At 54.7% G+C, this 26,981-nt stretch carries 28 protein-coding genes; 10 read left to right on the top strand and 18 right to left on the bottom strand.

The features are described 5' to 3' along the window. The first annotated feature begins 205 nt into the window (after positions 1 to 205). The gene (locus F7R27_RS17550; RefSeq protein ID WP_151705568.1) at positions 206 to 1,363 is read left to right on the top strand and encodes a benzoate/H(+) symporter BenE family transporter; all 1,158 of its coding nucleotides are present in this window, start codon (positions 206 to 208) and stop codon (positions 1,361 to 1,363) included. 6 nt (positions 1,364 to 1,369) lie between these two features. Here F7R27_RS17550 and F7R27_RS17545 read toward each other — a convergent pair whose 3' ends face one another. Continuing rightward, on the bottom strand, positions 1,370 to 1,984 hold the full coding sequence (locus F7R27_RS17545; protein ID WP_240776425.1) for a DUF938 domain-containing protein: 615 nt from the start codon (positions 1,982 to 1,984) through the stop codon (positions 1,370 to 1,372). Positions 1,985 to 2,097: 113 nt separating this feature from the next. After that, positions 2,098 to 3,192, bottom strand: a complete 1,095-nt coding sequence (gene hppD, locus F7R27_RS17540; RefSeq protein WP_151705566.1) for a 4-hydroxyphenylpyruvate dioxygenase — start codon at positions 3,190 to 3,192, stop codon at positions 2,098 to 2,100. Between the two features lie 280 nt (positions 3,193 to 3,472). Here hppD and F7R27_RS17535 point away from each other — a divergent pair, with 280 nt between their 5' ends. After that, a complete protein-coding gene (locus tag F7R27_RS17535; RefSeq protein ID WP_151705565.1) occupies positions 3,473 to 3,955 on the top strand; it encodes an Lrp/AsnC family transcriptional regulator in 483 nt (160 codons plus the stop codon). A gap of 15 nt (positions 3,956 to 3,970) precedes the next feature. Here F7R27_RS17535 and F7R27_RS17530 read toward each other — a convergent pair whose 3' ends face one another. From F7R27_RS17530 to pdxB, 3 genes are all read right to left on the bottom strand, one after another. Beyond that, entirely contained in the window at positions 3,971 to 5,080 is a 1,110-nt protein-coding gene (locus F7R27_RS17530; protein WP_151705564.1) for an ATP-NAD kinase family protein, read from the bottom strand. A 15-nt stretch (positions 5,081 to 5,095) separates the two neighbouring features. Beyond that, entirely contained in the window at positions 5,096 to 5,806 is a 711-nt protein-coding gene (locus F7R27_RS17525; RefSeq protein WP_151705563.1) for a flagellar brake protein, read from the bottom strand. Positions 5,807 to 5,931: 125 nt separating this feature from the next. Beyond that, on the bottom strand, positions 5,932 to 7,116 hold the full coding sequence (gene pdxB, locus F7R27_RS17520; RefSeq protein ID WP_240776424.1) for a 4-phosphoerythronate dehydrogenase PdxB: 1,185 nt from the start codon (positions 7,114 to 7,116) through the stop codon (positions 5,932 to 5,934). A 175-nt stretch (positions 7,117 to 7,291) separates the two neighbouring features. Between pdxB and F7R27_RS17515 the strand changes: the two genes are divergently transcribed. From F7R27_RS17515 to F7R27_RS17505, 3 genes are all read left to right on the top strand, one after another. Then, the gene (locus F7R27_RS17515; RefSeq protein ID WP_151705562.1) at positions 7,292 to 7,777 is read left to right on the top strand and encodes a hypothetical protein; all 486 of its coding nucleotides are present in this window, start codon (positions 7,292 to 7,294) and stop codon (positions 7,775 to 7,777) included. Between the two features lie 8 nt (positions 7,778 to 7,785). Continuing rightward, complete coding sequence (locus F7R27_RS17510; RefSeq protein WP_151705561.1) at positions 7,786 to 8,379, top strand: SCO family protein; 594 nt, start codon at positions 7,786 to 7,788, stop codon at positions 8,377 to 8,379. A 66-nt stretch (positions 8,380 to 8,445) separates the two neighbouring features. After that, positions 8,446 to 9,348, top strand: coding sequence for a DMT family transporter (locus F7R27_RS17505; protein ID WP_206060550.1), 903 nt, complete (start codon positions 8,446 to 8,448; stop codon positions 9,346 to 9,348). Between the two features lie 18 nt (positions 9,349 to 9,366). On the opposite strand, the gene F7R27_RS17500 is transcribed toward F7R27_RS17505, so the two are convergent. The 3 genes from F7R27_RS17500 to F7R27_RS17490 all read right to left on the bottom strand — a co-directional run bounded on the left by F7R27_RS17500 (position 9,367) and on the right by F7R27_RS17490 (position 13,855). Beyond that, positions 9,367 to 10,668: an NAD(P)/FAD-dependent oxidoreductase gene (locus F7R27_RS17500; RefSeq protein ID WP_151705560.1), complete on the bottom strand. Its 1,302-nt coding sequence runs from the start codon at positions 10,666 to 10,668 to the stop codon at positions 9,367 to 9,369. Between the two features lie 25 nt (positions 10,669 to 10,693). Beyond that, on the bottom strand, positions 10,694 to 12,058 hold the full coding sequence (locus F7R27_RS17495) for a glutamine synthetase family protein (RefSeq protein WP_151705559.1): 1,365 nt from the start codon (positions 12,056 to 12,058) through the stop codon (positions 10,694 to 10,696). Between the two features lie 156 nt (positions 12,059 to 12,214). Next, positions 12,215 to 13,855: a thiamine pyrophosphate-binding protein gene (locus F7R27_RS17490; protein ID WP_151705558.1), complete on the bottom strand. Its 1,641-nt coding sequence runs from the start codon at positions 13,853 to 13,855 to the stop codon at positions 12,215 to 12,217. A 145-nt stretch (positions 13,856 to 14,000) separates the two neighbouring features. Between F7R27_RS17490 and F7R27_RS17485 the strand changes: the two genes are divergently transcribed. Both F7R27_RS17485 and F7R27_RS17480 read left to right on the top strand, forming a co-directional pair. Then, positions 14,001 to 14,747, top strand: a complete 747-nt coding sequence (locus tag F7R27_RS17485) for a spermidine synthase (RefSeq protein WP_151705557.1) — start codon at positions 14,001 to 14,003, stop codon at positions 14,745 to 14,747. 123 nt (positions 14,748 to 14,870) lie between these two features. Further along, positions 14,871 to 15,608: an SIMPL domain-containing protein gene (locus F7R27_RS17480; protein ID WP_206060549.1), complete on the top strand. Its 738-nt coding sequence runs from the start codon at positions 14,871 to 14,873 to the stop codon at positions 15,606 to 15,608. Positions 15,609 to 15,677: 69 nt separating this feature from the next. On the opposite strand, the gene zapE is transcribed toward F7R27_RS17480, so the two are convergent. From zapE to ttcA, 6 genes are all read right to left on the bottom strand, one after another. Next, complete coding sequence (gene zapE / locus F7R27_RS17475) at positions 15,678 to 16,820, bottom strand: cell division protein ZapE (RefSeq protein WP_151705556.1); 1,143 nt, start codon at positions 16,818 to 16,820, stop codon at positions 15,678 to 15,680. After that, entirely contained in the window at positions 16,820 to 17,344 is a 525-nt protein-coding gene (locus tag F7R27_RS17470; RefSeq protein WP_151705555.1) for an elongation factor P hydroxylase, read from the bottom strand. Before F7R27_RS17470 ends, zapE begins: the two co-directional genes overlap by 1 nt. Continuing rightward, entirely contained in the window at positions 17,344 to 18,135 is a 792-nt protein-coding gene (locus F7R27_RS17465; protein ID WP_151705554.1) for a hypothetical protein, read from the bottom strand. The genes F7R27_RS17470 and F7R27_RS17465 overlap by 1 nt, the downstream gene beginning before the upstream one ends. A 28-nt stretch (positions 18,136 to 18,163) precedes the next feature. Continuing rightward, positions 18,164 to 18,472, bottom strand: coding sequence for a thiosulfate oxidation carrier complex protein SoxZ (gene soxZ / locus F7R27_RS17460; protein ID WP_151705553.1), 309 nt, complete (start codon positions 18,470 to 18,472; stop codon positions 18,164 to 18,166). 30 nt (positions 18,473 to 18,502) lie between these two features. Further along, positions 18,503 to 18,961, bottom strand: coding sequence for a thiosulfate oxidation carrier protein SoxY (gene soxY, locus F7R27_RS17455; protein ID WP_151705552.1), 459 nt, complete (start codon positions 18,959 to 18,961; stop codon positions 18,503 to 18,505). A 108-nt stretch (positions 18,962 to 19,069) separates the two neighbouring features. Beyond that, positions 19,070 to 20,035, bottom strand: a complete 966-nt coding sequence (ttcA, locus tag F7R27_RS17450) for a tRNA 2-thiocytidine(32) synthetase TtcA (protein ID WP_151705551.1) — start codon at positions 20,033 to 20,035, stop codon at positions 19,070 to 19,072. Between the two features lie 151 nt (positions 20,036 to 20,186). On the opposite strand from ttcA, the gene F7R27_RS17445 reads away from it, so the two are divergent. Together F7R27_RS17445 and F7R27_RS17440 are read left to right on the top strand one after the other, a co-directional pair. Further along, complete coding sequence (locus F7R27_RS17445; protein WP_151705550.1) at positions 20,187 to 20,390, top strand: tautomerase family protein; 204 nt, start codon at positions 20,187 to 20,189, stop codon at positions 20,388 to 20,390. A gap of 77 nt (positions 20,391 to 20,467) precedes the next feature. Next, the gene (locus tag F7R27_RS17440) at positions 20,468 to 21,304 is read left to right on the top strand and encodes a CPBP family intramembrane glutamic endopeptidase (RefSeq protein WP_151705549.1); all 837 of its coding nucleotides are present in this window, start codon (positions 20,468 to 20,470) and stop codon (positions 21,302 to 21,304) included. A 53-nt stretch (positions 21,305 to 21,357) separates the two neighbouring features. Here F7R27_RS17440 and F7R27_RS17435 read toward each other — a convergent pair whose 3' ends face one another. After that, positions 21,358 to 21,774, bottom strand: a complete 417-nt coding sequence (locus F7R27_RS17435; protein WP_151705548.1) for a YqaA family protein — start codon at positions 21,772 to 21,774, stop codon at positions 21,358 to 21,360. A gap of 27 nt (positions 21,775 to 21,801) precedes the next feature. Beyond that, the gene (recQ, locus tag F7R27_RS17430) at positions 21,802 to 23,649 is read right to left on the bottom strand and encodes a DNA helicase RecQ (RefSeq protein ID WP_151705547.1); all 1,848 of its coding nucleotides are present in this window, start codon (positions 23,647 to 23,649) and stop codon (positions 21,802 to 21,804) included. A gap of 230 nt (positions 23,650 to 23,879) precedes the next feature. Between recQ and F7R27_RS17425 the strand changes: the two genes are divergently transcribed. Then, entirely contained in the window at positions 23,880 to 24,461 is a 582-nt protein-coding gene (locus F7R27_RS17425; protein ID WP_151705546.1) for a YecA/YgfB family protein, read from the top strand. A gap of 102 nt (positions 24,462 to 24,563) precedes the next feature. Here F7R27_RS17425 and F7R27_RS17420 read toward each other — a convergent pair whose 3' ends face one another. Then, a complete protein-coding gene (locus F7R27_RS17420; protein ID WP_151705545.1) occupies positions 24,564 to 25,031 on the bottom strand; it encodes an outer membrane lipoprotein in 468 nt (155 codons plus the stop codon). Between the two features lie 130 nt (positions 25,032 to 25,161). Beyond that, positions 25,162 to 26,955 carry an ABC transporter ATP-binding protein gene (locus F7R27_RS17415; protein WP_151705544.1) on the bottom strand — a complete coding sequence of 598 codons (1,794 nt, stop codon included), beginning with the start codon at positions 26,953 to 26,955 and terminating at the stop codon, positions 25,162 to 25,164. Positions 26,956 to 26,981: the final 26 nt, after the last annotated feature.

Raw genomic sequence — 26,981 nt, 5'->3', positions numbered from 1 at the left:
GCCCTTGCCTCTTAGCCCTGATCGCCCTGATCGCCTTGATCGCCCTGCTCGCTATGCATGCCGCTTGATCCATGCTGAAATTTCACTTGTGCGTTATAGCGCACAATGATAATTTACACTCTTTACGCCATGTGCGCTATAACGCACGATACCAGTATTCAACCGTCTGATCCAGTTCCGGGCATGTTCCGGAAGGAAGCCAATCGTGTCATTGCTCAAGGACTTTTCACTCTCCTCCATCACGGCAGGTTTTGTCGCCGTACTGGTCGGCTACACCAGTTCAGCCGTGATTATCTTTCAGGCTGCTGCAGCCGCCGGTGCCAGCACGGCTGAAGTAGCCTCTTGGTTTTTTGCACTGGGTATCGGCATGGCCATCACTACCATCGGTCTGTCGCTGCGCTATCAGGCACCGATACTGACCGCCTGGTCCACGCCGGGTGCAGCGCTTCTGGTTACCAGTCTACCGGGTGTCAGCATGCCCGAGGCGGTATGCGCCTTTATGTTCAGCGCCTTGCTGATAACCCTATCGGGTGTCACCGGCTGGTTTGAGCGGTTGATGAAGTATATTCCGCAGTCACTCGCGGCCGCGATGCTCGCTGGCGTGCTGTTGCAATTCGGTTTATCGATCTTCACATCGATGCAAACCGAACTGCTGCTGGTATGTGCGATGTTCGCGGCCTACCTGATCGGTAAACGCCTGTTTCCACGCTATGCGATCCTTTCTGTTCTGCTGCTGGGTGTTCTCCTGGAAGGATTGAGGGGGATGCTGGATTTCAATGGCTTTGAGTGGCAGTTGACGCAACCGGTACTGACGCTGCCGGTATTCTCACTGACGGCAATCATCAGCATCGGTATACCGCTGTTCATTGTCACCATGGCATCACAGAATATGCCCGGTATTGCCGTGATACGGGCATCCGGTTATCAGACACCTCTGTCACCACTGATCAGTTGGACCGGGGTTGCGACACTGTTGCTGGCACCGCTGGGCGCCTTTGCACTCAATCTGGCCGCGATTACCGCCGCCATCTGCATGAGCGAAGAAGCTCATCCGGATAGGGACAAGCGTTATACGGCTGCACTTGCAGCGGGGTTCTTCTATCTGCTGACGGGCCTGATGGCATCCTCTGTCGCGGCGCTGATGTTTGCCTTTCCCGCCGAACTGGTGCTGAGCCTGGCAGGGCTGGCCTTACTGGCCACCATCGGTAACAGCCTGGCCGTGGCCGTCAAGGAGGAGAGCGCACGAGAAGCAGCGCTGATCACCTTTCTGATCACCGCCTCAGGCATGACACTCTTCGGTGTTGGCAGTGCTTTCTGGGGGCTGGTGGCCGGTTTTATCGCCTGGAATATCAGCAGGCGCTGATCACACTCATGTCGAGTGATATGCCGAGCGATACCAGACCAGCGTCTGATTATTCGCCGGCATGGCATGATCTGCTTCCAGCATCAGGCCATGAAGGTGTGCCAAAGCAGTCAGATCATCCAGATCCCGCAACCCCATGCCCGGGTCATTGCGCTGCAGATACTGATCAAACTGAATATTACTGTCGCTGGTGTAGCGCCCTGAGTAGCGGAAGGGTCCATAAAGCACAAAGCGCCCGCCCGGCTTGAGCACCCGACCAACCCCTTCAAACATTGCCACCACCGCAGGCCAGTGCATGATATGGGCGGTATTGGCTGAGTAAACGGCATCCACTTCGCTGATCGGCCAGTCCTCGGCCATCACGTCCAGTTCCAGTGGGTCATTCAAATTGGGTAAAGCGGCATCATTGATCCAGAGTTGACTACCAGGCAGGTAGACAGCCTGATCGCTTGGCTGCCAGTTAATATGCGGCAGATTGGCAGCGAAATGCACGGCATGCTGACCGGTTCCACAGCCTATCTCAAGTACGGTTGCCGGTACTGTCAGTAGAGGTTGAAGAATGGCAAGTATCGGGCCCTTGTTATTCTCGCAGGCTTGCGAAAACGGCTTCTGTCGAGACACGGTGTTCTCCGGCTGCATCTGATAATGGATCAGTGCAGTTTACTGGGGCCGGACGTAAGTCTCAAATATGACAAAGGCAGGAGTACCTGCCTTTGTCAGTTGAATCAGCAGGATTATGCGTTATCCTGCAAGACACCACGGCGCACCTGGTCGCGCTCCATGCTCTCGAACAGTGCGCGGAAATTACCTTCACCGAAGCCTTCATCACCCTTGCGCTGAATCAGCTCGAAGAAGATAGGACCGATCACGGTTTCTGTGAAGATCTGCAACAGGCGTCCGCCATCCTGAGTCGGTGCACCATCCATCAGTATGGCGTTACGCTGCAGGCGTTCGAGATCCTCACCATGGCCCGGCAGACGCTCATCCAGCATTTCGTAATAGGCGGCTGGTGGCGGTGTCATGAACTTCACGCCGATTTCACGCAGTTGTTCAACCGTGTTGAAGATATCGGTGCAACCCATGGCGATATGCTGAATCCCTTCACCCTGATACTGCTTCAGATACTCTTCTATCTGGCTCTTGTCATCGGCAGACTCATTGATCGGAATGCGGATCTTGCCACAGGGACTGGTCATCGCCTTGGATTTCAGGCCTGTCAGCTTACCTTCGATATCGAAGTAACGGATCTCCTGGAAGTTGAACAGACGGGTGTAGAACTCAGCCCAGACATCCATATTGCCACGGAAGACGTTATGGGTCAGATGATCGATATAGGACATGCCGGCACCGACAGGGTTCTGATCCACGCCTTCGATCGGCACAAAATCGACATCATAAATGGAACCGGCATCACCATAGCGATCCACCAGATAGATCAGACTGCCACCGATCCCTTCGATAACAGGAATGTTCAGCTCCATCGGGCCGATTTTGTTGGTCGCAGGTGTTGCGCCAAGCTCAACGGCACGTTTAAAAGCATAGGCAGCATCCGCCACGCGAAATGCCATGGCACAGGCGCTCGGGCCATGCTGACGGGCAAATTTCTGCGCGAAGCTGTCCGGCTCTGCATTGATGATGAAGTTGACATCGCCCTGGCGATACAGTGTCACATCCTTGGAGCGATGACGGGCAACAGCAGTAAAACCGAGCGACAGAAACAGTGCTTCCAGTTGCTGGGTGTCTTCGGCGGTATATTCAACGAACTCGAATCCATCCGTACCCATAGGATTGGTATCGGTAATGCGCGATGCGCGTGCTGGGTTACTCATGGGACAGCTCCTCATTTGTTATTCTGAACGGCCGCTGATGGCCGACGGTATGACTAAGCTCATAAGAGAAATTATAGGAGCTGAGACAGGAAATATCCTCGCGTATTAAGCCGGCCAGGCCTGCCATAATGAATGAAAATTGCATACAGGGTTTCGATTTGAAGGATTATTGCATAATATCAGCCATGCATATGATTACCCGTCTTGCCCTCTCGATAGATGACCAACATATGACAGCTTTTCATGACAACTTTTCATGACAACCGAAAGGAGGTAACAGATGACCGCTCTGGAACTCGACAGCTATGACTGGCGCATGATTCAGGCGCTGCAGGAAAATGCACGGATATCCAACGTCGCGTTGTCGGAGTATGTGAATCTGTCTCCTTCTCAATGTTCAAGACGTCTGCAACGCCTTGAGCAGAGTGGACTGATTGAACACTATGCCACGATTCTGAATCATGCGCAGATGGGTTTTGGGGTGATGGCATTCGTCAGCGTGACGCTGGAGAAGCATGGTGAAAATCCGGCCAAGGATTTCCATGAAGCAATTGCCGCTATCCCCAATATTCTGGAATGCTACTCCGTCACAGGTGATGCAGATTACCTGCTGCGGGTCGTACTGGCTGATCTGAAGACTTTTTCCGACTTTCTGATGGATCAATTGGTGGCGATCCGAGGCGTCAGCCATGTGAAGTCGACCGTGGTACTGGATCGCATCAAATCCAGCACCAACCTGCCATTGAATAAAGCAGATAAATAGTCTACACAGCCTTGATCAGAAGCCAACGCGATAGAGTACCGCATCATGGTAGCCGGTATGCACCGGCATCAAGCCAGCCAGCATTCTGTCCACCTCCGGCTCGCCGCTGTCGCTGATCATCGGCCGCCCTTCGAGTTGATTCAGTTTGGTTTTAGTGGCCACGATATACAGCGCATCACGTCCGAGCCGCAACAGCAGCTCCGGGCTGATCTGCTGATTACCTCGCCCGATGATATGCCCCTGCCCCCCGATCAGCGTGATCACCAGTTGGGTCTCATATCCCTCGGTCAGTTCCAGCAACTGACTGGCAGTGCAGTCTGAAGCAATCAGCTCACCACCTTGAATCACATCAACACCCAGCAGCGTATTGGGTAGCCCCAACTCCTCCATGATCGCCGCCACGGTGCTGCCTGAACCCATGATATAGCGGATATCCGGATCCATCTGCTCAATAAAGTCCGCAGCGATATCGGCCAGTACCAGTGACTCATCTTCGCGGGTACCATTCTTGACGCTCTGCATATAACGGTGCTCACTTGGCACCTTGAGTTCACCGTAATAGCGCGCCCTAACCTTGCCTGCACGGAACGCTTCTTCATCAATATCACGCACTTCACGATCCTGTAGGGTCACCAGCTCTCCCCGCACCAGACTGAGTACTATCTGCCCAGCGGCCTGGGGGGTTATCGCATAGACACCTGAGTGAATCTTGACCCCAGCCGGAATCCCCAGCACCGGATAGCGATCCTCCAAAGCATCGCAGATATTGCGGGCCGTGCCATCACCACCGGCAAACAGCAGCAGATCGACTCCTGCCTGAGCCAGTGTCCTGGCGGCCTGTATCGTATCCTCAGGGGTCGTGATCTCGGCAGTTGCACCCAGCACTTCAGGCTCGAAGCCGAGGGATCTGGCCAGATTTTCGCCCATCTCGCCACCCCAGGTCAGCAGCCGGATATCCTGCCCCTGCAACAGCTCAAGTGCCTGCCCGGTTCTGATTGCTGCACGTGGCTGTGCGCCCAGCTCAAGGGCACGCGCAGTGGTTTCGGGGCCGTCACTGCCTTTAAGCGCGACACTGCCACCCAGACCGGCAACCGGATTGATGATCAGACCCAGACGAAAACTCATATCGCTACATACTCCTCAAGACTCGTACTCTTCAAGATAGCCACTCTCATACAGACACTGCTGATAGACAAACCCGGCCAGCACCAGACGTGTTTCCTCTTCAAGATCAAAGAATTCAACTCCATGACGAAACACACCAACCGGACCAGATTCACGCTGATATACACTGCGAAGAACAGCGGGGATCAGCATCACGTGATCCAGCCCGGCCACTGATACACGAGTCGTGATAAACAGTTTTTCCCCCGGATTTCCCAGCATACGTCCGGCTTCGAGGCTGGCGCCCTTCAGGCAGATATCATTGCAGAAGACGCTCATCGGGAAACCGTTGTCTGAGGTTTCGTTATCTACCGTGACCATCAGGTTTACCGGTACTCTGGTATGCGCCCTGAGCTTGCGCACATCTATCTGGGCGGGATACTCAAGCACCCAATGTGGGAAGGGAAGATACTGAATTTTCAGCAACCGGGCCTGAAACGCACAGATATGATTACCCGCTGCCAGCTTCACGGTCAGGCTCGCACCCTCATTCGGCAGCGTTCTGCCCGCACCCGGTTTGGGTGAGCTAACCAGCACCCCGCCGCCTTCATGCAAACCGATAAAGCGGACACTGTAGCGCGCTCTCGGTATACGTGTTTCAAGCCGCACCCGTTCACCGGGAACAGGCTTCAGCTGTGCCAGAGTCAAAGCGGGTTTGATTGATAATTGAACTGCAGAGTCAGGCATCAGGCCACACATATCCGGGATTAAAAAAATTACAAATCGGGTATCTCAAAAACCGTCACCAGGCGGCAGCCGAACTTGGTGCTGATCCAGTTCGGAAAAGCCTGGCGGTTAGATGATGAGGTGCCCTATAAACGGAATCCGACAGCAGACAGCTCCCTTCGCTGTGCTGATGAGATATCACCACTGAGGCTCAAGGTAGCAAATTCACGTCTTTCAGGATAGGACTTGCGCAAGTGATCAAAGGCTTTTACCCGCTCATCCGGCCGCAGGTGCAATGTCGCTCGCAGCGCCCGATCATCCCGGTGCGGATCATACAGTAATTGCATCAACGGCAGCGTATCAGCCCCCTGCCCCAACACCACCTGGTTGAACGCCGCTGGAGGCAGCACCGATTGCAGAGTGATTTCAGGCTCTCTCTCCAACCACTGCCCAAGCGCCTGATACAGCATCCAGCTGCCGCGAATCTTGCCATCCAGACTATAACCGGCAATATGAGGGGTCGCTATGCGACACAGAGCAGCCAGCTCAGGATCCACGACCGGCTCCTGCTCCCAGACATCCAGTATCAGCGTCAGATCACACCGCTGTCGGGCTACCTGCAACAGCGCCTGATTATCGATGATCGGTCCACGTGCAGTATTGATCAGTATCGTTCCGGTTCTCAGCACTGCCAGCTGATCAGCACCCAACAGGTGCCAGGTGGGGTCTTCGCCGTCATGGGTCAAAGGGGTATGCAGACTGATAATATCCGCCTGCGCCAACAGTGTTGGCAGATCCACTCTCTCAACACTATCCAGGCTACTGTTAACTGTACTCTCAACTACAACATCAACAGCCTGCTCACGCGCTTTCGGTGGATCACACACCAGCACCTGCACCCCCATGGCGCGCAAGCGCTGGACGAGCCGACCGCCAACATTCCCCTCGCCAACAACACCGAAGGTTCTGTCTCTCAGGTCAAACGTCTGCTCCCTCGCCAGATGAAAGCAGACACTCAGCACATAGTCCACCACCGCATCGGCATTACATCCGGGGGCACTGGCAAAGGCTATGCCTGCCTGCTGCAGCCAGGCCTGATCGATATGATCCGTGCCAATCGTCGCCGTGCCGACAAATTTAACCTGGCTGTCTCGCAGCAACGCCTCACCAACCTGAGTCACGGAACGCACCAGCAAAATATCCGCCTGTTTCAGATCATCAGGAGTCATCGAACGCCCCGGCAACCGGACCAGCGATCCCAGATGGCCGAACAGAGGTTCCAGCGCCGGCATGTTTTCATCAGCAACAATTGTCAAACCAGACTTGATCACTCAGGGCTCCGCAGCATTACTTAAGGACTTTACAATAAAGGAAAAGTCAGGCTCAATCAGACCCCATTATATCGTCATCGTCTGATCAGCGCGCAAGCGGCACGATAATTATGTCGGCCAGATGCCAAAATCAGCCAACTACAGCAAGCAGTTGCAGCAGATACAGTAAACTTCCATGAGTTCAGATAAACCAACCATCCCCGGCCTGAAACGTCGTGCGGTGATGATCATTGTATTGCTACTGGCAGGACTGGCTGCCCTGATGCTGCTGCCAGAGTATCTGCAGCAAAACAACACTGCCATTGAACTGAAGCCACAACCCTGCGATCTACACACAGGTATCTGTGAAGCGGTACTGAGCGAGAAGCGGGTAAGCCTGAGTATCACACCTGGTCCGCTGTACTCCATGAAACCACTTCAGGTTCTGGTGCAGATCGAAGGTATCAATGCACAGGCGGTGTTGCTGGATATTCAGGGACGCGATATGTACATGGGGATCAATCAGACGCAGCTGCACAGTACTGATCACTCTTCTGGAAACTGGAGCGGCAATACCGAACTGGCCGTTTGTGCAACCGGCGAGATGACCTGGAGAGCACAACTGGTCATTGACGACAGCACCACAACCTATACTACCTGGTTCGATTTCAGCGCACATTGAGGCTCACTATGAACGCAAAACAGATATTTTTCTTTGTATGCCTGCTGGCACTTGCGATAGGCGGTACGCTACTGATCAACCAAAAGGATGAGCCCGCTCGCCTGTCAACCTTGACCAGCAGCTCCCTGGGCGGCGACTTCACGCTGCATGCCGACACAGGCCCTGTGTCACTGTCTGATTACACAGGTAAAGTGGTCGTGATTTTCATGGGCTTCACCCACTGCCCGGATATCTGCCCGACCGCCCTGGCCGTGATGACACAGGCGCTCGACAGCATGAGTGAAGCCGAGGCCGAGCAGGTGCAGGGGCTGTTTATCAGTGTTGATCCAGAAAGAGACACGCCTGAGCATCTGGCTGAGTATGTTGGTCACTTCTCACCACGCATCACCGGCATCACCGGCAGCAAAGAGGAGTTGGACAAGGTCGTTCGCCAGTATGGTGCCTTCTATCGCATAGTGGAAACACCCAACTCGGCCATGAGTTATACCGTAGACCATACCGCCAGAATCTATCTCATTGACAAGCAGGGAAAAATGGCAGCCGCACTGCAGCACACCCTGTCACCGGATGAGCTGGCCACAGCAATCAAGGCGCAGATTTAAGTGCGCATAAACTGCACCTGTAATATAGATCTGTGCAGATCCTGACACAGCTAACAAGAAGGCATGATGCCAACTCTCAGCAAAACACATCTGGCAATCATCGCCCTGTTTTTCCTGTCACTGATCTGGGGCTACAACTGGGTCGTGATGAAGGAGGTGATGCGCTATGTTGATCCCTTTGATTTCTCGGCACTGCGTACTCTGTTCGGCGCGATAGCACTCTTTATCGTGATTATTCTGCGCCGTCGTTCACTGCGCATTCGCGCCTTCGGGCCGACGCTGCTGCTGGGTCTGCTGCAAACGGCTCTGTTCACAGCGATGATTCAGTGGGCACTGGTTCAGGGCGGTGCCGGCAAAACCGCTGTATTGGTGTATACCATGCCCTTCTGGCTACTGCCGTTATCCCTGTTTTTTCTGAAAGAAACCGTCACGCGCATGCAATGGATTGCGATCACCGTTGCCATGGGTGGGCTGCTGCTGATCATCGAACCCTGGCGTACCCAGCCGGATGCTTTCAGTACCTTCCTGGGATTAAGCGCCGCACTGATCTGGGCAATCAGCGCGGTGGTTGCCAAAAAAATGCGCATCGGCGAAGGGGTGGATCTACTCTCACTGACCGCCTGGCAGATGCTGCTGGGTGCCATCGCGCTATGTATTCTGGCCGGGATACTCCCCTCGGAGCCACCGCAACTGACCCCTTACTTCTATGGTGCTCTGGCGTATAACGCCATACTCGCCACAGGCCTGGCCTGGCTGCTCTGGCTGTTCATTCTCGGCCACCTGCCTGCTGGCCTGGCCGGCTTATCCACCCTGCTCGTCCCCGCTGTCGGCGTGCTCAGCGGCTGGATAGAACTGGGCGAACGCCCCAGCGGGGCCGAAGGCCTCGGCATGCTTTGCACCGTTACCGCACTGGGGTTGATCAGTTACAGTAGTTATAAAGCGAGAACCAACCGGCGTGATGCCAAATAGCAACTTTGAGTAATCACCTCAACGCAACCTCTCCAGCATCTGGTAATACCACATCCCGGCCGCCAGCATCGGGTTGCCGAGCAGGTCGGCGAAGGGCACACGGATCTGTTTGCAGGCTGCAAAGGTGTCAAACTTTTCCAGATGCCCGCTGATCGCATCTGCCATGATCTCACCCATGATATGGCTACTGGCGATACCATGCCCGGAATAGCCCTGGCAGTACCAGACATTGGGTGACAGGCGTCCCAGCTGAGGAATGCGGTTGATCACGATCCCCATCGCACAGCTCCACTCAAACTCGATCTCGACCCCTTTCAGGCGCGGAAAAGTGCGTTCGATCGCTGGCCGCAGTTCGGCTGCAATATCACGCGAGTCACGCCCCGAGTAGTTGCAGCCTCCACCGAAGAGCAAACGTTGATCCGCCGTCATACGGTAATAATCCAGCACGAAGCGGCAATCATACACCGCCAGATTGTGCGGATTGATCTGCTGTGCCAGTTCGCCCAGCGGTTTTGTCGTCACAATCCCTCCCATCGCCGGAAAGATCATCCCCTTGAGTTTTTTCTGCTCCAGACGGTGATACACATCACCTGCCAGCAGTACATGACGGGCATTGATACGTCCCTGAGAGGTGATCACTGCTGGCCGCTCGCCATGCAGGATCTCCTCGACCCTTGTCTGCTCGAAGATCTGCACACCCAGACCGGCCGCCGCTTTCGCTTCGCCTACACAGAGGTTAAGCGGGTGCAGATGCATATTACGGTTATTGCGGAGCGCGCCGCAGTAGAAATCAGTATCCAGCAGCTCACGCACGCCAGCCGTATCCAGTAGAGTTACCTCCTCACCCATCCCGCGCTGCTGCGCTTCCCGATAGCTGGCTTCCAACTCTTTCATATGTGCAGGTTTGCAAGCAGCATGCAGATGGCCATAACGCAGATCACACTGGATACCGTATTTTTCAACACGGCTTTTGATGATCTCATGACCACGCCAGCGCAGATGCCAGATGAAATCGTCCACTTCGTCGCCCAGAGTCTTACGCATCTCCCGGCGCATCGCCTCATCGCCCGACAGACTGCCGGTCACCTGGCCGCCATTGCGCCCGGAAGCGCCCCAGCCGAGTCGGTTAGCCTCCACCAGCACAACCCTAAAGCCCCGCTCGGCCAGCTCGACCGCCGATGCCACACCGGTAAAGCCTCCTCCGATAATCACGACATCGGTCTCGATAGTATCTTGCAACACCGGGTAATCGATCTGTTCATTCAGCGTTGCACTGTAGTAGGAGCTCACACGCCCGGCAATCGTCTGCTGTTGTTTCATACTGTATTCCTTACTGACGTGGATATCAGGCCTGATTCAGATACCAGCGCCAGTCCTGCTCACTCACTTCTGACATGAACTGACGATACTCGGCCCGCTTTACGGTGAGATAGATCTTCAGAAAACCCGGATCAAGCACACTGCGCGCCCAGTCAGAACCCTGCAACGCATCCAGTGTCGTGAGCCAGTCCCCCGGCAGTTGCTCGCTGACCTGCGCATAACCATTCCCGGTGATCGGTTCACCCGGATCGATCTGCTCCTGAATACCTCGCAAGGCACCCGCCAGTATCGCGGCTGCCGCCAGATAGGGGTTAGCATCAGCCCCACAGATACGATGCTCTACATGGCGACTCTCGGCGGGACCACCGGGAATCCGCATGGATACGGTACGGTTATCCACGCCCCAGGTCGGTGCCAGCGGTGCATAGCTCTCGGACTGAAAACGGCGGTAGGAGTTGGCATGGGGGCAGAAGAACAGCAGCGATTCGGTCAGCGAAGCGAGCATGCCGCCGATCGCCTGCCGCAGCAGAGATGTACCGGCAGGATCTTCACTGGCAAACAAATTATTGCCAGCGGCATCATTCAAGCTCAGATGCATATGCATGCCGGAGCCGGACAGCTCCGCAAAGGGTTTAGCCATAAAACAGGCCTGCATGCCATGCTTATGGGCAACCCCCTTGACCAAACGTTTGTAGCGCACAGCCTGATCCATTGCACTCAGCGCATCGCCATGCTGCAACGTAATCTCCACCTGGCCCGGTGCATACTCCGAAATCGCCGTGCGCGCCGGAATTTTCTGTACCCTGCAGGCTTCATAAAGATCCGCCAGAAACGGCTCAAACTGCTCCAGCTCACGCAGTCCATACACCTGAGTTGCATCAGGTCTCAGCCCACCAGGCTCCTGTGCCAGTTGTGGCTTACCCGACGTATCACGCGCCTGATCCAGCAGGTAAAACTCCAGCTCACAGGCCATGATCGGATCATAACCCAGCGATTGCAGGCGCTGAATCACCTGAATCAAAAGATGGCGTGGATCTGCCACCGCCGCTGGCATCCCCTCCTCCGGATGCATACTCACCTGCACCGCGGCAGTGGGTATCTTGCGCCAGGGCAACAGCACCAGGCTATCTGGTAGAGGATAGGCCCGACAGTCCACATCGCCGACCTCCCAGACCAGCCCACTCTCCTCAACATCCTCACCCTTGATCGACAGGCCGAGAATCGTACTCGGCAAAGGCCTGCCAGACTCGTACACCGCCAACAATTCCTCTCGATGCAGCAGCTTGCCACGCGGCACACCATTAGCATCCAGAATGAACAGCTCGAACAGCTCCACCTCAGGGTGAAGGCCCAGAAATTCCTGGGCCTCTTCAATCTTCGCAAACTCCATGATATGACTCCCAATTCCGTTCCCGGCCACTGAAGTGCCCAATTGAGTGAACGGCTCATACCATCATACTATGCGATACGCCGGTGAAAGACATACCTACCGGGAGGTAAATTGGGTGACCCTCATTTGTTCAGATCAAATACCTGCTTTTTCATCTCAGACTGCTGAACATACTCTCCCCGCACCCAGAAACCCCTCAGCAAAGCGTGACAGGCGATCCGTCCGTTTGCCCACTTCGTATTGCACCTCAATCAACATCATCTTGTCCGGTGTGTTTCGAGCCTTCGCGAAGGCATCTGCAAAAGCATCTGCATCACGCACCACTATGCCCTCGCCACCCATGGCTCGCGCCAGTTCGGCATACTGCCATTCACCCATGCCGCTGCACTGCAGACTGGGGGCAAAAGCGCGGATCATCTCCCAGCAGCCATTATTGAACAGAATAACGATCGGGCTCAGGCCGTAACGTGTGCAGTGCCCCAGCTCCAGCCCTGTCATTCTGAATGCACCATCCCCCACCAGCACCACCGGACGCAACCCTGTGGCCAGTTGCACACCCAGCGCAGCAGGCACGGCATACCCCATCGAGGCATAGAAGGCCGGTGCCAACAGCAGCGTTGGATCTGCTTCAAGTGATGCGAACAGACAGTCACCCACATCCGAGATAAAGGGTACCTTTTCATCCTGCTGCGACAGCAATTGATGGATATGCTTCACGACCCCGGCTGGGGTCAGCTCATTGTCGCTGGCATCGACAGACTTATGATCGGCGTGGTGGCGATGTATCAGCATCTGTTGTTCAAAAGGCTCCAGCCCTGAATCCTTTGCCAGCGCCATGAAGATGGATGAGAGTGGCAAACCGATAAACTGCTCAGCACCAACCTGACACCTGCCCTGCTGCAGATCGATCACTCTATCTTCAGGAAACAGTGCCAGATTAGCCGCAAAGTTACTGTCTGTCTGGATCACGCCCGCCAGAATGATCAGATCCGATTCTGCCAGCAGTTCAGTCGCGCAGCTGTCTGATCGATCCAGAAACAATCCAGCGTACTGCGGATGGGTACTGCTCAGCGTACCACGACCGAGAAACGTGCTGATCAGCGGAATACGCATAGCCTCCGACATCGCTTCCAGTGCAGTAACGGCATCAAAGCGCCGCACATCGACATCCACCAGCACCACAGGACGCTTTGCCTGCTTCAACCGTTCAGTCATGGCGAGGGTGCAGTGGTTTAACAGATCGAGATCCAGCGAGGCTGGCTGGCTCGGCGGCAGGGGCTGCAGATCAAATGAAACAGCATCTCTGGGTAGCTCGATCAGCACCGGCAACGACTGCTCAACACAGCAGTCGAGGGCGTCACGCAACTGCTGGGCGGCAGTGATCGGATCGTCAAGGCGCACCTGACAGGCGGTAATTTCACGATAGATTGCCTGTTGTGAATCATAGTGCCGGGCCTGATGGTGGATCATCAGATTTCTGGCCTTCTCGGCAGCCGATGGGTAACCGGCAATCACAATCAATGGCACATGTTCAACATAGGCCTGGGCAACCGCATTGACGGCATTCAGTGCACCGGCACCATAGGTCAGAATCACAGTAGCGGGTTTGTTAAGCACCCGTGCCGCGGCATCTGCCGCAAAGGCCGCCGAGGGTTCATGGCTGAGATAGGTAATCGGCATCTGTTGTCTCTGCTCCAACTGCTCGAACAGGGGCAACACGAAATCACCGGGAATACCAAACAACTGGTTAACACCAACCGTTTCAAGCTCTTTCAATAACAGGTCGACTAATTGCATAACTACCTCCGTTTGCACCAGTATCCTGATAAAGGCGTCCGACTGTATTGATGCATATCAAATGCAACTTAATCAGACGGGCTCAAAAGAGGTATCTCTGGTATGATCGCGCGGTTTTTACGCAGCCTGCCCCACTGGAGCCCACATGTCACTGCAAGGCAAAGAGATCTATCGCTCATATGATGAGTTTGGTGCTGTCCGCGTTCTGGATGACGGCAACAAGCGCTACCTGGCATTCGGGGATCATGATGAACAGAGCTGCTGGTTCAAGCATGATCCCTATCTGCCTCAGCATGACTATGTGCGCACCATGCTGCTGGCACTGCTGTTCTGCAACCCGAAGCAGAGCATCTGCCTGGGCCTGGGTGGTGGCAGCCTCAACTCCTGCCTGCACTTCCACTACCCTGAACTGAAACAGCAGGTCATCGAGTTACGACCTGCCGTAATCGAGGTGGCCTACCGTTATTTTCAGTTACCGCGCAGCAAGCGCCTTGAGGTACAGAATCTGAACGCAGTGGATTATCTGCAGGCACCAACAGGCAAGAAGGCGGACGTGCTGTTCAGTGATATCTATACGGTGGATGGCCTGGATGAGCAGCAGCTGCAACCTGAGTATCTGCGCCGCTGCCATGACCTGCTCAAGCCCGAGGGCTGGCTGGTGCTTAACTGCTGGCGTGAACATCGCGAGAGTGGTTCACTCAATACCCTGCGCCAGCTTTTTGCAGATATCCGCACCTGCACCACGCAGGATGGCAATTGGATCATCTTTGCTGGCAAAACACCCAGTCAATTCAGTAATAAGCAACTCAAGGTCAATGCGCAGCAACTCAGCCAGAAGTTCGGCTTTGCCATGACACCCTATCTGGCGCGACTGAAAAGTGTCGAGATGTGACAGGCATCAGATATCAGTACGTAGTGAATCACTTCTGTTTGATCAGCTTCTATTAAGCTGAGTTAAACTAGACTTGATGAGTTCATGGGCATATTGCCCACATCTGACAAAAGGATTCGACCGATGAAAGAGCGTCAACTGCTGCTGGTTTCTCTGCTGGGTATACTCTTTATATTCAGTGCCATTATTCTTGGCCCCTCCCTGCTCGGTACACATATCCGAGATGGCCTGACCGGCTCGGCGGGTGTGATCACCAGTGCAGATCGTAAAGTCACAGTACGCGGACTGGCTGAGCGCGAAGTTGCCGCCAATCAAGTACTCTGGCCCCTGGTGTTTCAAGTACAAGCGCAGGATCTGAGCAGTTTGCAGGAGCAGATAGATCAGCAGCGTGAGCTGGTAAATGCCTTTTTGCTGCTGCAGGGTTTCACACCTGAGCAGATACAACCCGTGCCCACCCAGATCAATGATCGTGAGCAGCATGCCTACGGTGAACATCGTCCGGCCTTCCGCTACGGCGCCGATGTCGTGATACTGATACGCAGCGATAATGCCGTACAGGTCAAACAGGCCATGAATTCGACCGATGAACTGGTTCGCGGGGGTATCAGCCTGACTCAAAGCTACGAGCACATGCCACGTTTCCTGTTCACTGAACTCGAATCGATCAAACCGGAGATGGTCGCCGAAGCTACACGGGACGCGCGCCGGGCTGCAGAGCAGTTTGCCGAGGATTCAGACAGCCAGGTCGGTGCCATTCTGCAAGCCACACAAGGGCTGTTCAGCATCGAAGATCTGGATAACTATACCCCTGAGATCAAGCGAGTCAGAGTAGTGACCAACGTTGCTTTCCGGCTGGAATAAGGGCCTGGCTGAAACTTGCTGAGCTTGTGCTTTAACACACAGCAGCACATTCCTGGACTCACACCTGAATCAGACTTGCCCAAAGCGTGCCAGCTGCATCTCAGTAAGTCGGCTCAGTGTCCGACGAAAGGGAAAGGCCAGATGGCCATGCGGATAAAGCTGATCCAGTGGTACTGCGGCCTCCAGATACAGCGGCACCTGTCGGTCATAGCACTCATCCACCAATGCGATGAAACGACGCACACCATCATCCTGACGTGACAGGCGGGGCAGCTCGCGATCACCCGTCTCGACCTGCTCAGCAGCATCTTCGGTGCCTCGCGCAATCCGGGATGCGTGCTGTTCGGCACTGAGGCATGGTACTTCGCTTAACAGGATCGTGCCGAACTGATCACAGAGATGGATAAAATCCATCGCCGCCAGAGGTTGCTCACAGAGGTCGGCATAGCGGAACCAGACCAGATCTGCGCAGCGCTTTACCACCTGAATCTGCCGATGCCCCAGTTCGACAGGCTCACAGATCGACTCTCTCTCCTGCTCATTAACAAAAGCCTGCCCCCGGCACAGTTGCTCAAACACAACACCCAATGGCTGCCCGTCACCTGCCGTCCTGACCCAATAACGCTGATGTGCCACACCGGGATGCAAGCGGTGATCCTGTCCGCCATCCAGATTAACCACCTGCATATGCTGCTTAATCGCTCTCACGGCCGGCAGAAATCTGTCATGATGAAAGCCATCAGCATACAGCCCTTCAGGTGGCTGATTCGAGGTCATCACCAGCAGTATCCTGTGTTCAAACAGATGTTGTACCAGACGCCCCAGCAGCATCGCATCGCCGATATCGCTGACAAAAAACTCGTCCAGACACAGTACTTGCGTTTCACCTGCCAGATCGGCTGCCAGTTTACGGATGGGGTCGGCTGTGCCGCTGAGTTGAAACAGGCGCTGATGTACCCAACGCATGAAGTGATGAAAGTGTTGTCGCCGTGCCGGAACACTCAAGCTGGCATGAAAGTGATCCATCAGCCAGGTTTTACCACGGCCGACCGGGCCCCAGAGATAAACGCCTCCGGCCTGAGCACGCCCGCTTCGTATCTGCTGATATAACGCTTCAAGCTGATCAACAGCGTGATCCTGCGCCGCATCTGAGAAAAACCGTCCCTGCTGCAGTACCAGTTCATAAGCGGCACGCGGGGATAGACCCGACATCAGATACTGAACCTTTCGGGCGTCAAAGGAGGTGTTTGATAATGGCGTTGAAGTGCCTCAACCAGTTGACCAACACGTGGCGGAAAACCCTTTTCCAGCAGTTCCAGCACCGTGTCCCGCACCTTCTGCTTGAAAGTATCGCTGGCACCGAGTCCGCTGCTGAGATTATCCGCGCTGAAGTGGAACCGATGTCCGGCTGCCTCTGCCAGCAGCCATTCGAACGCCTGAGGCCGAACCTCCACACGTTCAAACTCCTCCTGCTCCAGCTCAGTCCGGCCATCCGGCTTATACCAGTAGCCAAAATCCACCTGCTTGCGCCGCTCTGCCCCCGCGACACACCAATGAGCGATCTCATGCAGTGCACTGGAATAGAATCCATGCGCAAAGATCACTCGGTTGTGCGGCGACGAGTCATCGGCAGGCAGATAGATCGGCTCGTCATCACCAGCCACCAGCACTGTATTGAAAGGTATCAGAAACTGCTGATTGAACAGTTCGATCAGCTCATGGTAATCGTGTTGCATCAGAGATCGAATGCCTGCCAGGTATCGCCGTTCAGCCACCAGCTTCTGCCGCTGCGACGGTCTATTCGGGTTGCCACATAGCCTTTTTGATCCTGATCAGCACGCTGCACCGATATCTCAAATGAAGAGCTTCGCGGGCTGCTGCTTTCCTTCAGTGGTATCCATCCACCCCGTTCGGCCAGCCAGCTCTCGCCGCTTTCGGTATGATAGCGCAATACAATCCAGTCACCGCTGCGGGTATAGGCGCTCACAATGCGATAAGGTCCAGACACCATAGCCTCGGGCGACTGCATATTTGCCACCTGCATCAACTGGCTGATCGCAGCGTCGATATCCTGCACCAGTTGCTCCGCCATATCCTCATCCATCCCTGCTCCACCCGACGATTGCGCCAACGCACGACTTTCCGTGAGCATCTGCAGACGCGACAGGAGTATCTGATTTTGCTCCATCAACTGCTGAGTACCTGAGCGTATCTGTATCACCTGCTCCTGTAACAGCGTCAGACGACCGGTCAGTTGATCCAGCTGTGAGCTGATAGATGGTGGTGCAGATGATGGCTGCATCGACTGATCACCGAAACCAGACATCCCGGATGAGCCATCGGCGGTTTCAAGACGGGATATCGGCTCAGGCATATTATCCTGATTCAGTTCATGCAGCTCGGGTATATCGGATGCGCCAGCAGAAGGTGCGGCGGCGGGTGCAGATGGCTGTACATTGGCATCCTGACAACCCAGCAGCAATACAGACAACAGCAACACGGGCAAGACAGTATAGTGCGGTTTCATGATGCATCCTGACGTTAAAAACGCTGATTTACTCGATTTTGGCACTCTCGGTAGCGGCATTACCGGTGTTGGACTTCCAACTGATTTCCAGCTCGTCACCCCTTGCGCCACCATTGAAACTGAACGCCAGATAGGGATTGTGCGTCAGTGCCGGCCCCATATTGACATGAAACACCTTCTTGCCTTGGTGAGTGACCGTGATCTCCTGCAGATAATTGGCCGGTATCGAATTACCCTGCTCATCCACCCGCAGGCCTGACTCCATCTGATGATCTGCCAGCAGGCGGACATTCGTTTTGCCGCCCCGGCTTTGTGCTCGTACCCGAAAAATACTCATCGCAACCTCTCCTCGCCAGCCAGCTGCCAGTTACACACCGCATCCACCCACGGTGACCGAAACCACACGGCTGTTGCTGTAAAGCTTGTCACCAACCTTGACCACTGCCGTCACCTTAGAAGTCTCCTCCATGCGTATCCGAGTAGAGATATCCGCCTCTGTCCCGTCCATGATCATGAACTGAGCCACCAGCGGTAAGGGATTGTTCTCGACAAACAACGAGATGGATTCAGTACCCGACAAGGTGGAGATCAGCGTTACAGGTACCACGGCGCCATTCTCTGCAATATCCGCCATTCTGATCGTTACCTGATCCGACTCTTCGATCGGCAGATCACCGAACAGCGCCTGCATCGCATCTGGCTCGGCCGTCGCACGAAAAGCACTCTCGGCCCAGGCCAGCACCGTGCGCGGCATCACCATAGCCAGGCTGAACAGCCCGGCCGTGACGGCCAGAGATTGGATCAGACTACGACGGGTTAAGCTCATCATTACTCCTCACAACTCATCTTTACACTCATCGGCAGCTGACAATACTGAATGTACACTGCCATTTGGACCACACCCGTAGCTCCGAGTGCCGTCTGAAACAGTTTATCAGAGCGACAGAATATCAATACGGTCCTGCATCTGAACACCTGCGACTTCAGCAACCTGCGCAGACTCAGCACCCGGTACAATACCGTGCGCATAACCGCGCTGCAGCCCTTTGAAGTCGAACAGCTCGGGATCCGCCAGATGCGAAGGTACAACATTGCACAGCGAACGAAACATGGTTTCGATACGCCCGGGATGTTGCTTATCCCAGGACTGCAGCATCTCCTTGATCACCTGACGCTGCAGATTATCCTGCGAGCCACACAGGTTGCAGGGAATGATCGGAAATTCGCGCAACTCGGCATAGGCGGCGATATCCTTCTCACGTGAATAGGCCAGCGGCCTGATCACCATGTTACGGCCATCATCCGATACCAGCTTCGGCGGCATCGACTTCAGCTTGCCACCATAGAACATATTCAGGAAAAAGGTCTCCAGAATATCGTCACGATGATGCCCCAGCGCAATCTTGTTGGCCCCTATCTCCTCGGCAAAGCCATACAGAGTACCCCGGCGCAGACGCGAACAGAGTGCACAGGTGGTCTTACCTTCCGGCACAAGCTCCTTGACCACGGAGTAGGTATCACGCTCCACAATATGGAAAGGTACACCCAACGTTTCCAGATAAGCTGGCAACACATGCTCCGGAAAACCGGGCTGTTTCTGATCCAGATTTACGGCTATCAGCTCAAAATGGATCGGCGCGCTCTTCTGCAGATTCATCAGAATATCCAGCATCGCGTAGGAGTCTTTCCCCCCAGACAGGCACACCATCACACGATCGCCATCTTCAATCATATTGAAGGCTTCGATCGCCTGCCCCATCTCACGACGCAGCCGCTTTTGCAGCTTATTGAGACGGGTCTTCTGCTTCTTGTCTGGGCTGTTGCTGTCAGAGCTTTGATCAAGACTCTCTTGTGAGTGCTGATCCGAGCTGTTTGCGATGTCCTGAATGTGCGCGTTCATCTGGTCCGGCCGATAGGAGTTCAAAGGGGTAAGATTATAGCGGAAACTGGACGTTTACACATCTTTAGCCTTCAGACTCACAACAAATTGCCAGCACCTGTGGCCGGCATTATGATCATGCTCGCCAACCTGAATTAATTCCGGAGTTAGTATGCCATACGTAAATATTCAAATAACGAAAGGCGCTTCAAAACAACAAAAGGCGGCCCTGGTTAAAGACGTTACTGATTCACTTGTACGCGTTTTAGGCAAAAAGCCTGAGCATACACACGTCGTGATACAGGAAATTGAAGAAGAAGATTGGGGCTTCGCAGGGTTGCTTACTGACGAATGGAAAAGACAGCAGTCAGAGTAACTTCCCCGCAGCAGCACGTCAAAAAAGACTTACAGCCCCCAGCATAGCCACATTCTGCATTACGTAATCAGGGACTTATGCTCTACTTCGGATTGCTCTACTCAACCGCACTGATCCTCCTTGGCCTCAGCAAACACGCTCAACTGCGCTATGGAGGCGCCGCTTTCATACTGCTGACTGCTGCAGTCATCGGATACTCCAGTTGGATGTTTTTTGCCGGCGCTATAGCCTATATTGCTCTAACGGCCTGGATGCTGGAGCAGACTGTACCCACAGTCTTACGCTGGATACGTTATGCGCTATGGTTTCTGGCCAGTACGGCGCTGGTCGTCCATGCCATGCCCGGTTACGAAGGCTTATTGGTTGCTGAGCAAGTGGTACTTAAACCCGGTAGTGCTGCAACCAACCTCTATTTCAATCACGACAAAGTACTGGTCGCCTGGTCTTTGCTCAACTTCATCCCCATGTTTCGGCAAAGCACCTCACCCCGGCCTCTAAAGCCCCTCTGGTTGATGCCCTTGATCATAACGCTGGGCATAGCAGCAGCCCTGACCTTGGCTGTCAACCTAGGGCTTATAAACTGGCAGCCAGTCTGGACTCCCTTATTCTGGATATTCGCGGCTGGCAACCTGCTGAACACCTGCATTACCGAAGAGCTTCTGTTCCGTGGCTTATTACAGCGCCAACTGCAACAGCGCTTAACGCCGTTACTGGCACTAGCCGCAGCAGCACTGCTATTCGGCCTCGCACACCTGGCTGGTGGGTGGGCTTATGTAGGTGTTGCCACCTTGACGGGTGTACTTTATGGACTGGTCTACTACTGGAGCGGGAGAGTTGTCTGGGCTGTGCTCGTCCACTGGTTTCTGAACCTTAGCCACATCATGCTGTTCACTTACCCATTGAGTGCAACTTAATGATCTATGCGCACGGCTAGATGAACAGCTCCCAGAAATACACCGACACCGCCCTACAAAAAAATCCCAGCCACTATCAAATACCGCAGCAGCTTACCGATAAAAATGGCGATCACACTGGGTGCAAAACGCACCCCGACCCAGCCGGCAACAAAACACAGTGGATCGCCGACAATCGGCAGCCAGGCCATCAGCAGCGCTACGGCACCGTAGCGCTCGATCCAGCGGTGGGCGCGTTGGTGTTCGGGCTTATCCAACACCTTCAGTGGGTAGTAACGGCGCAGCATCACGCCCATGCCGAAGGTCACCAGGCTGCCCAGCACATTACCGAGTGTCGCGCTGGCGATCATCCAGCCAACGGGATGCTCACCCTGATGTACGTACCAGGCCAGCAGCGCTTCGGAACCGCCCGGCAGTAGCGTGGCGGAGATAAATGCGCTGGCAAACAGTGCCCAGAGTGCAGTCTCCATCAGGCATTTCCCATCAAACTGCGTCCATCAAGCAGGTTCTACCCAGGCGTGGTTGGCATCGATATGTTCCGCGATCAACTCCAGGAAGGGCTCACCGTAGAGCTCCAGCTTGCGCTCACCTACTCCACTGAGACGCCGCAGTTGCACCTCGTTCTGTGGGCGGTAGATCACCATCTCCATCAGCGTCGCATCATGGAAGATCACATAAGGCGGTACATCCTGCTCCTGTGCGAGTGTTTTACGCAGAGTGCGCAGATCTTCCCAGAGCTGCTGTTCCGCCAGGTCCAGATTCCGCGCCACGGCAGAGGGTCGTTCCTTGCGCACGGCCGATGATTTGGCAGCAGCAGGCTTGAGGTCACGGCGCAGCTCCAGCGTCTCCTCTCCGCGCAGCAGATCACGGCAGGCATCGTTCAGATGCAGCACACCATGCCCATCGGCATCCACATTCAGATAGCCGCGCGCCACCAGTTGCCGGAAAACCGAGCGCCACTGATTGCGGTCCAGCTCCTTGCCGATCCCCCAGGTGGACAGTTTGTCGTGCCCCCAGGATTGGATCTTGTCGGTTTTCTGTCCCAGCAGGATATCGACCACGTGATTGACACCAAAGCGCTGGCCGCTGCGAAACACAGCTGAGAGTGCTTTGCGCGCCGCTTCGGTGCCATCCCAGACCGGCACAGGGTCCAGACAGGTATCACAGTTGCCACAAGGGGGATGATCCGCCTCACCGAAATAGGTCAGCAGCGCCTGACGACGACAACTGGTGATCTCGCACAACCCGAGCATCGCTTCCAGCTTCTGCCGCTCAACCTGCTTGAAGATATCCTCAGCCTGAGAATTTTCCAGCATCTGGCGCAACAGCAGAACGTCCTGCAACCCATAGACCATCCAGGCCGTGGCCGATTGGCCGTCACGCCCGGCGCGGCCGGTTTCCTGATAATAGGCTTCGATCGAACGCGGCAAGTCCAGATGGGCAACAAAGCGCACATTGGGTTTGTCGATCCCCATCCCGAATGCGATGGTCGCCACCATGATCACCGACTCTTCTGTCAGAAAACGGTGCTGATTGTGTGCACGCAATTCAGATGAGAGGCCGGCATGATAAGGCAGAGCGGTCAGCCCCCGCTCACACAGCCAGGCGGCAGTTTCCTCGACACGTTTGCGCGACATGCAGTAGACAATACCCGCCTCCTGCTCATACTCACTGCGGATAAAGCGCAGCAACTGATCGCGCGCGCGCTCCTTGAGCCCGATGCGATAACGGATATTGGGGCGATCAAAGCCCTGAATAAAGCGTCGGGCGTCGGTCAGGTCCAGGCGATCAATGATCTCCTGACGGGTACGGGCATCTGCTGTGGCAGTCAGTGCAATACGAGGCACTTGAGGGAACATCTCGCGCAGGCAGTTCAGCTGCAGATATTCAGGGCGGAAATCATGCCCCCACTGCGACACACAGTGAGCTTCATCAATAGCAAACAGCGCGATTCTGGCTCGCTTGAGCAAACCCAGTGTGCGCGGCTGCATCAGCCGTTCGGGGGCGATATAGAGCAGATCCAGCTCACCCGAAAGCAGGTTCTGCTCGGTCCACTGCAACTGTTCCTGTGTCTGAGAGGAGTTCAGACAACCGGCTTTTATACCGAGCTGTGACAGGGCCGTCACCTGATCCTGCATCAGCGCGATCAACGGTGATATCACGATACCCGTGCCTTCGCGTACCAGCGCCGGTAACTGGTAGCAGAGCGATTTACCACCACCGGTCGGCATCACGACCAGCACATCCTGTCCATCAAGTACCGTCTGAACCACCTCATCCTGAGGTGGACGGAACTGATCAAAGCCGAAGACTTCGGCCAGTACCTGTTTAGCTTTATCTGTCATGCGGGAAACTATCCAAGACCTCTGCACTGCCGGGGTTGAATGCCCGAGCCTGGTAATGAAAATCAGGCGCGACTGCATTGAGGGGTCTGTAAAGTGAGCAATTGGGCAGGATTTTAGCACAGCCGTCGCTCAAAAGGGGCACGCAACCGGCCACTTGAGCCGTAAACAGGATGCACAAGTGCGCAGTAAAGCGTAGAATGGCGGCTCAAAGAATCATGGGATATTGTAAAATGAGCGCTGACACCACCGGGCTGATCACAGAAGCCGAACTCGACCAGCTTGAAGCCTTTTTGTTTTCATCTGCCGTATCGGAAGATGCACTGGATCTGATCGGTGCACATGGTCTGCTTTGCGCGATCAACATCAGTCCCGTCAAGATACCTGAACAGGAGTGGGTCGACCTGCTGTTCGAAAGCGAACCCAAATGGGAATCAGACGCACAGAAAGCCGAAGTAATGGCACTGCTGCGCAAGCTGAACCACACCATCGCGGCCGATCTCTACAGTGATGAAGAGATACTGCTGCCTTGCGATCTGACACTGGATGTTGATGAAGAGGAAGGCGTTGCTGAGCTGACTATCTGGGCGCAGTCCTTCATGGAAGGTGTATTCCTGCGCGAAGAGGAGTGGTTTGGTGACGACGAAGAGACCATTGCCGGCCTGCTGCTGCCGATCATGGTGTCATCTGATCTGTTTGATGATCCTGAAATCATCGAAGTGCGCCAGGATCGTGCCCTGAGTGAAGAGATGGCGGAACAGATTCCTGATGTTCTGGTGGATCTGTACCTGCACTACCATTCACCAGAGAAGTGATTCTGCTTATCTGACTGACTGTGCCCTACCTGAATCAGGAAGGGCACACTCTTATATTACCTACACTCATTAAGCGCTAGCTCAACAAGCTGTTAGCATCTGTCAATAAGTGACGCGTGTGGTAGTACCACTGCCTAGTACACGAACCCGCTGACCAGCACCGAACATCATGCCATCATCCAGTTCCTGCACCACCGATATGGTTGTCCCTGTGTCCAGACGCACGGTCAGCTCCTGACCCTGACGACGTGACACCGCCTCCTCCACTCGCTGACCCGCAATACCACCTGCTACTGCCCCAATGACCGTGGCAAGCGTTTTGCCGCTACCACCACCGACATTACTACCGGCCACACCACCGATGACCGCACCGGTACCGGCGCCGACAATACCATCTGTGCGACCTTCAATCACAACCGGCGTGACCGATTCAATTGTGCCATAACGTACCGTCTGGGTCTGGCGCGCCTCGCCCCGGCTGTAACTGGTACCTGTCAGAGATGATTGAGCACAACCGGCCAGTACCCCTGCACTGAGCACTATAACCAGTGCCGTTGCATATTTTTTCATCCTTATAACCTCCTGATGACAGAATAATCCTGTCTTTGTCACGATATTAGCCATTACTCCAGCTACAATATTTGTATCTACTGGCGCCATGATAGTGCCAGCTACCTGTATGAAAGATTAACATTCTCAATTACTGGTGCTGTCCATATAGACGCGCATACAGGCCTTTCTGTTCAATCAGATCATAATGACTACCCTGCTCACTGATCTGGCCATCCTCAAACACATAGACATGATCAGCCTGCCTCACAGCGCTCAGCCGGTGCGCCACGATAATCGTCGTGCGACCTGCCAGAAAGCGGTTGAGCGCCTGATGCAGTGCAAACTCTGTTTCGGTATCCAGAGCTGAAGTGGCTTCGTCCAGAATCACCACTTTCGGGTCTGCCAGAACCATCCTTGCTATCGCAAGGCGCTGTCGTTGACCACCTGATAATCGAATACCCTGCCGTCCGACCACGGTATCAAGCCCATTGGACAACTCATCTGTGATAAAAGTTTTCAGCTGTGCCACCTCAAGCGCCTGCCACAGAACCTCATCCTCAATCTGCTCACCCATTGTCAGATTGTCCCGAATCGTGCCATTGAACAGCGCCGGCTGCTGCAGCACTGTAGCGACATTATCCCGTACCGTCGGCAGACCTATCTGACTCACCGGCACGCCATCAAACCGCACCTCCCCTTGTGAAGCTGGATAAAGCCCCAGCAACACCTGTACCAGGGTTGATTTACCACCACCGCTGGCCCCGACCAAGGCGATCTTCTGACCGGCATCTATCTTCAGGGTGATGCCGCGCAGCACCTCCTGCCCCTCTATGTAACTGAAGTGGATATTATCCAACTCGACACTCACGGTACGCTTGCCTTGGAAGGGATCGATAAGTGCGTCCCAGGAGGGTTCGAGCTTCAGCGCCATCAGACGATTGACTCGCAACAATGCCGCTTTAGCGCCAAACCAGGCGTACTGAATGCCCAACACTTCCTGCACCGGTCCCATCATGAACCAGAGGTAGCCGAACACCGCAATCATCTGACCGACACTGAGATCCGAAAACACCACCATCAGCATCGACAGTGAGCGAAACAGATCGAACCCGACCAGAAACACCATGAAGCTGAAGCGGTTGGCCGCATCCGACTGCCACTCGAAGCGGCTGGAGTGATCGCGAACACCGGATGCCTGATCTACAAGTCGTTTCAGGTAGTGCCGCTCACGGTTACTGGCACGGATCTGCTGGATCGCATCCAGCGTTTCGGTCAAAGCCGACTGAAACAGTTCATAGGCGCTATTCTCTTTGCGCTTGAGCTCTTTAACATATTTACCCATGGTCATGGTGAAAAAAATCACCACTGGGTTCAGTACCAGAATGAACAGCGCCAGTTGCCAATGCATCAATAAAAGGATAACTGCGGCCCCGACAATCATCAGACAGGAGATCAACAGACGACTGATCGAGCTGCCGACAAAACGATCAATGGTGTCCAGATCCGTGACGAAATGAGAGGCGACATTACCACTGCCAAGCGTTTCGTACTCCGCCATGGATATTCGGCCCAGCCGCTGCAACAGGCGTTCTCGCATGCGGTAGATCACATCCTTGGAGATGATCGTGAACTGTCTGGCCTGCAGCACAGTCAGCACCAGCGAAATCAAGCGCAGCACTACCGTGAGCGCAAGTACGGCAAATACATAGAGTACCGGCCCGTGCCAGCTCTCGGGAAAGAACCGGTCGATACTGCCCACTATCCATCCGGGTTGATCCAGCAGTACCTCATCAACCAACAGCGGCATCAGCAACGGCAAGGGAACAGAAGCCAGCGCCGCCAGAAAGGCAATCACATTTGCCTGCACCAACTGTCGCCGATGTTCAAGAGCCACCTGCCAGATGTATTGCCAGGTAAAACTCGTTTCTTCCCTCTTTTTCACTCAAGACTCCCTGATTACAAAGCATG

The organism is Nitrincola alkalilacustris (assembly GCF_008973755.1).
Lineage (GTDB): Bacteria > Pseudomonadota > Gammaproteobacteria > Pseudomonadales > Balneatricaceae > Nitrincola > Nitrincola alkalilacustris.
The sequence above is the reverse complement of the archived record's forward strand: the minus strand, read 5'-3'. Positions and strand labels throughout refer to the sequence as shown.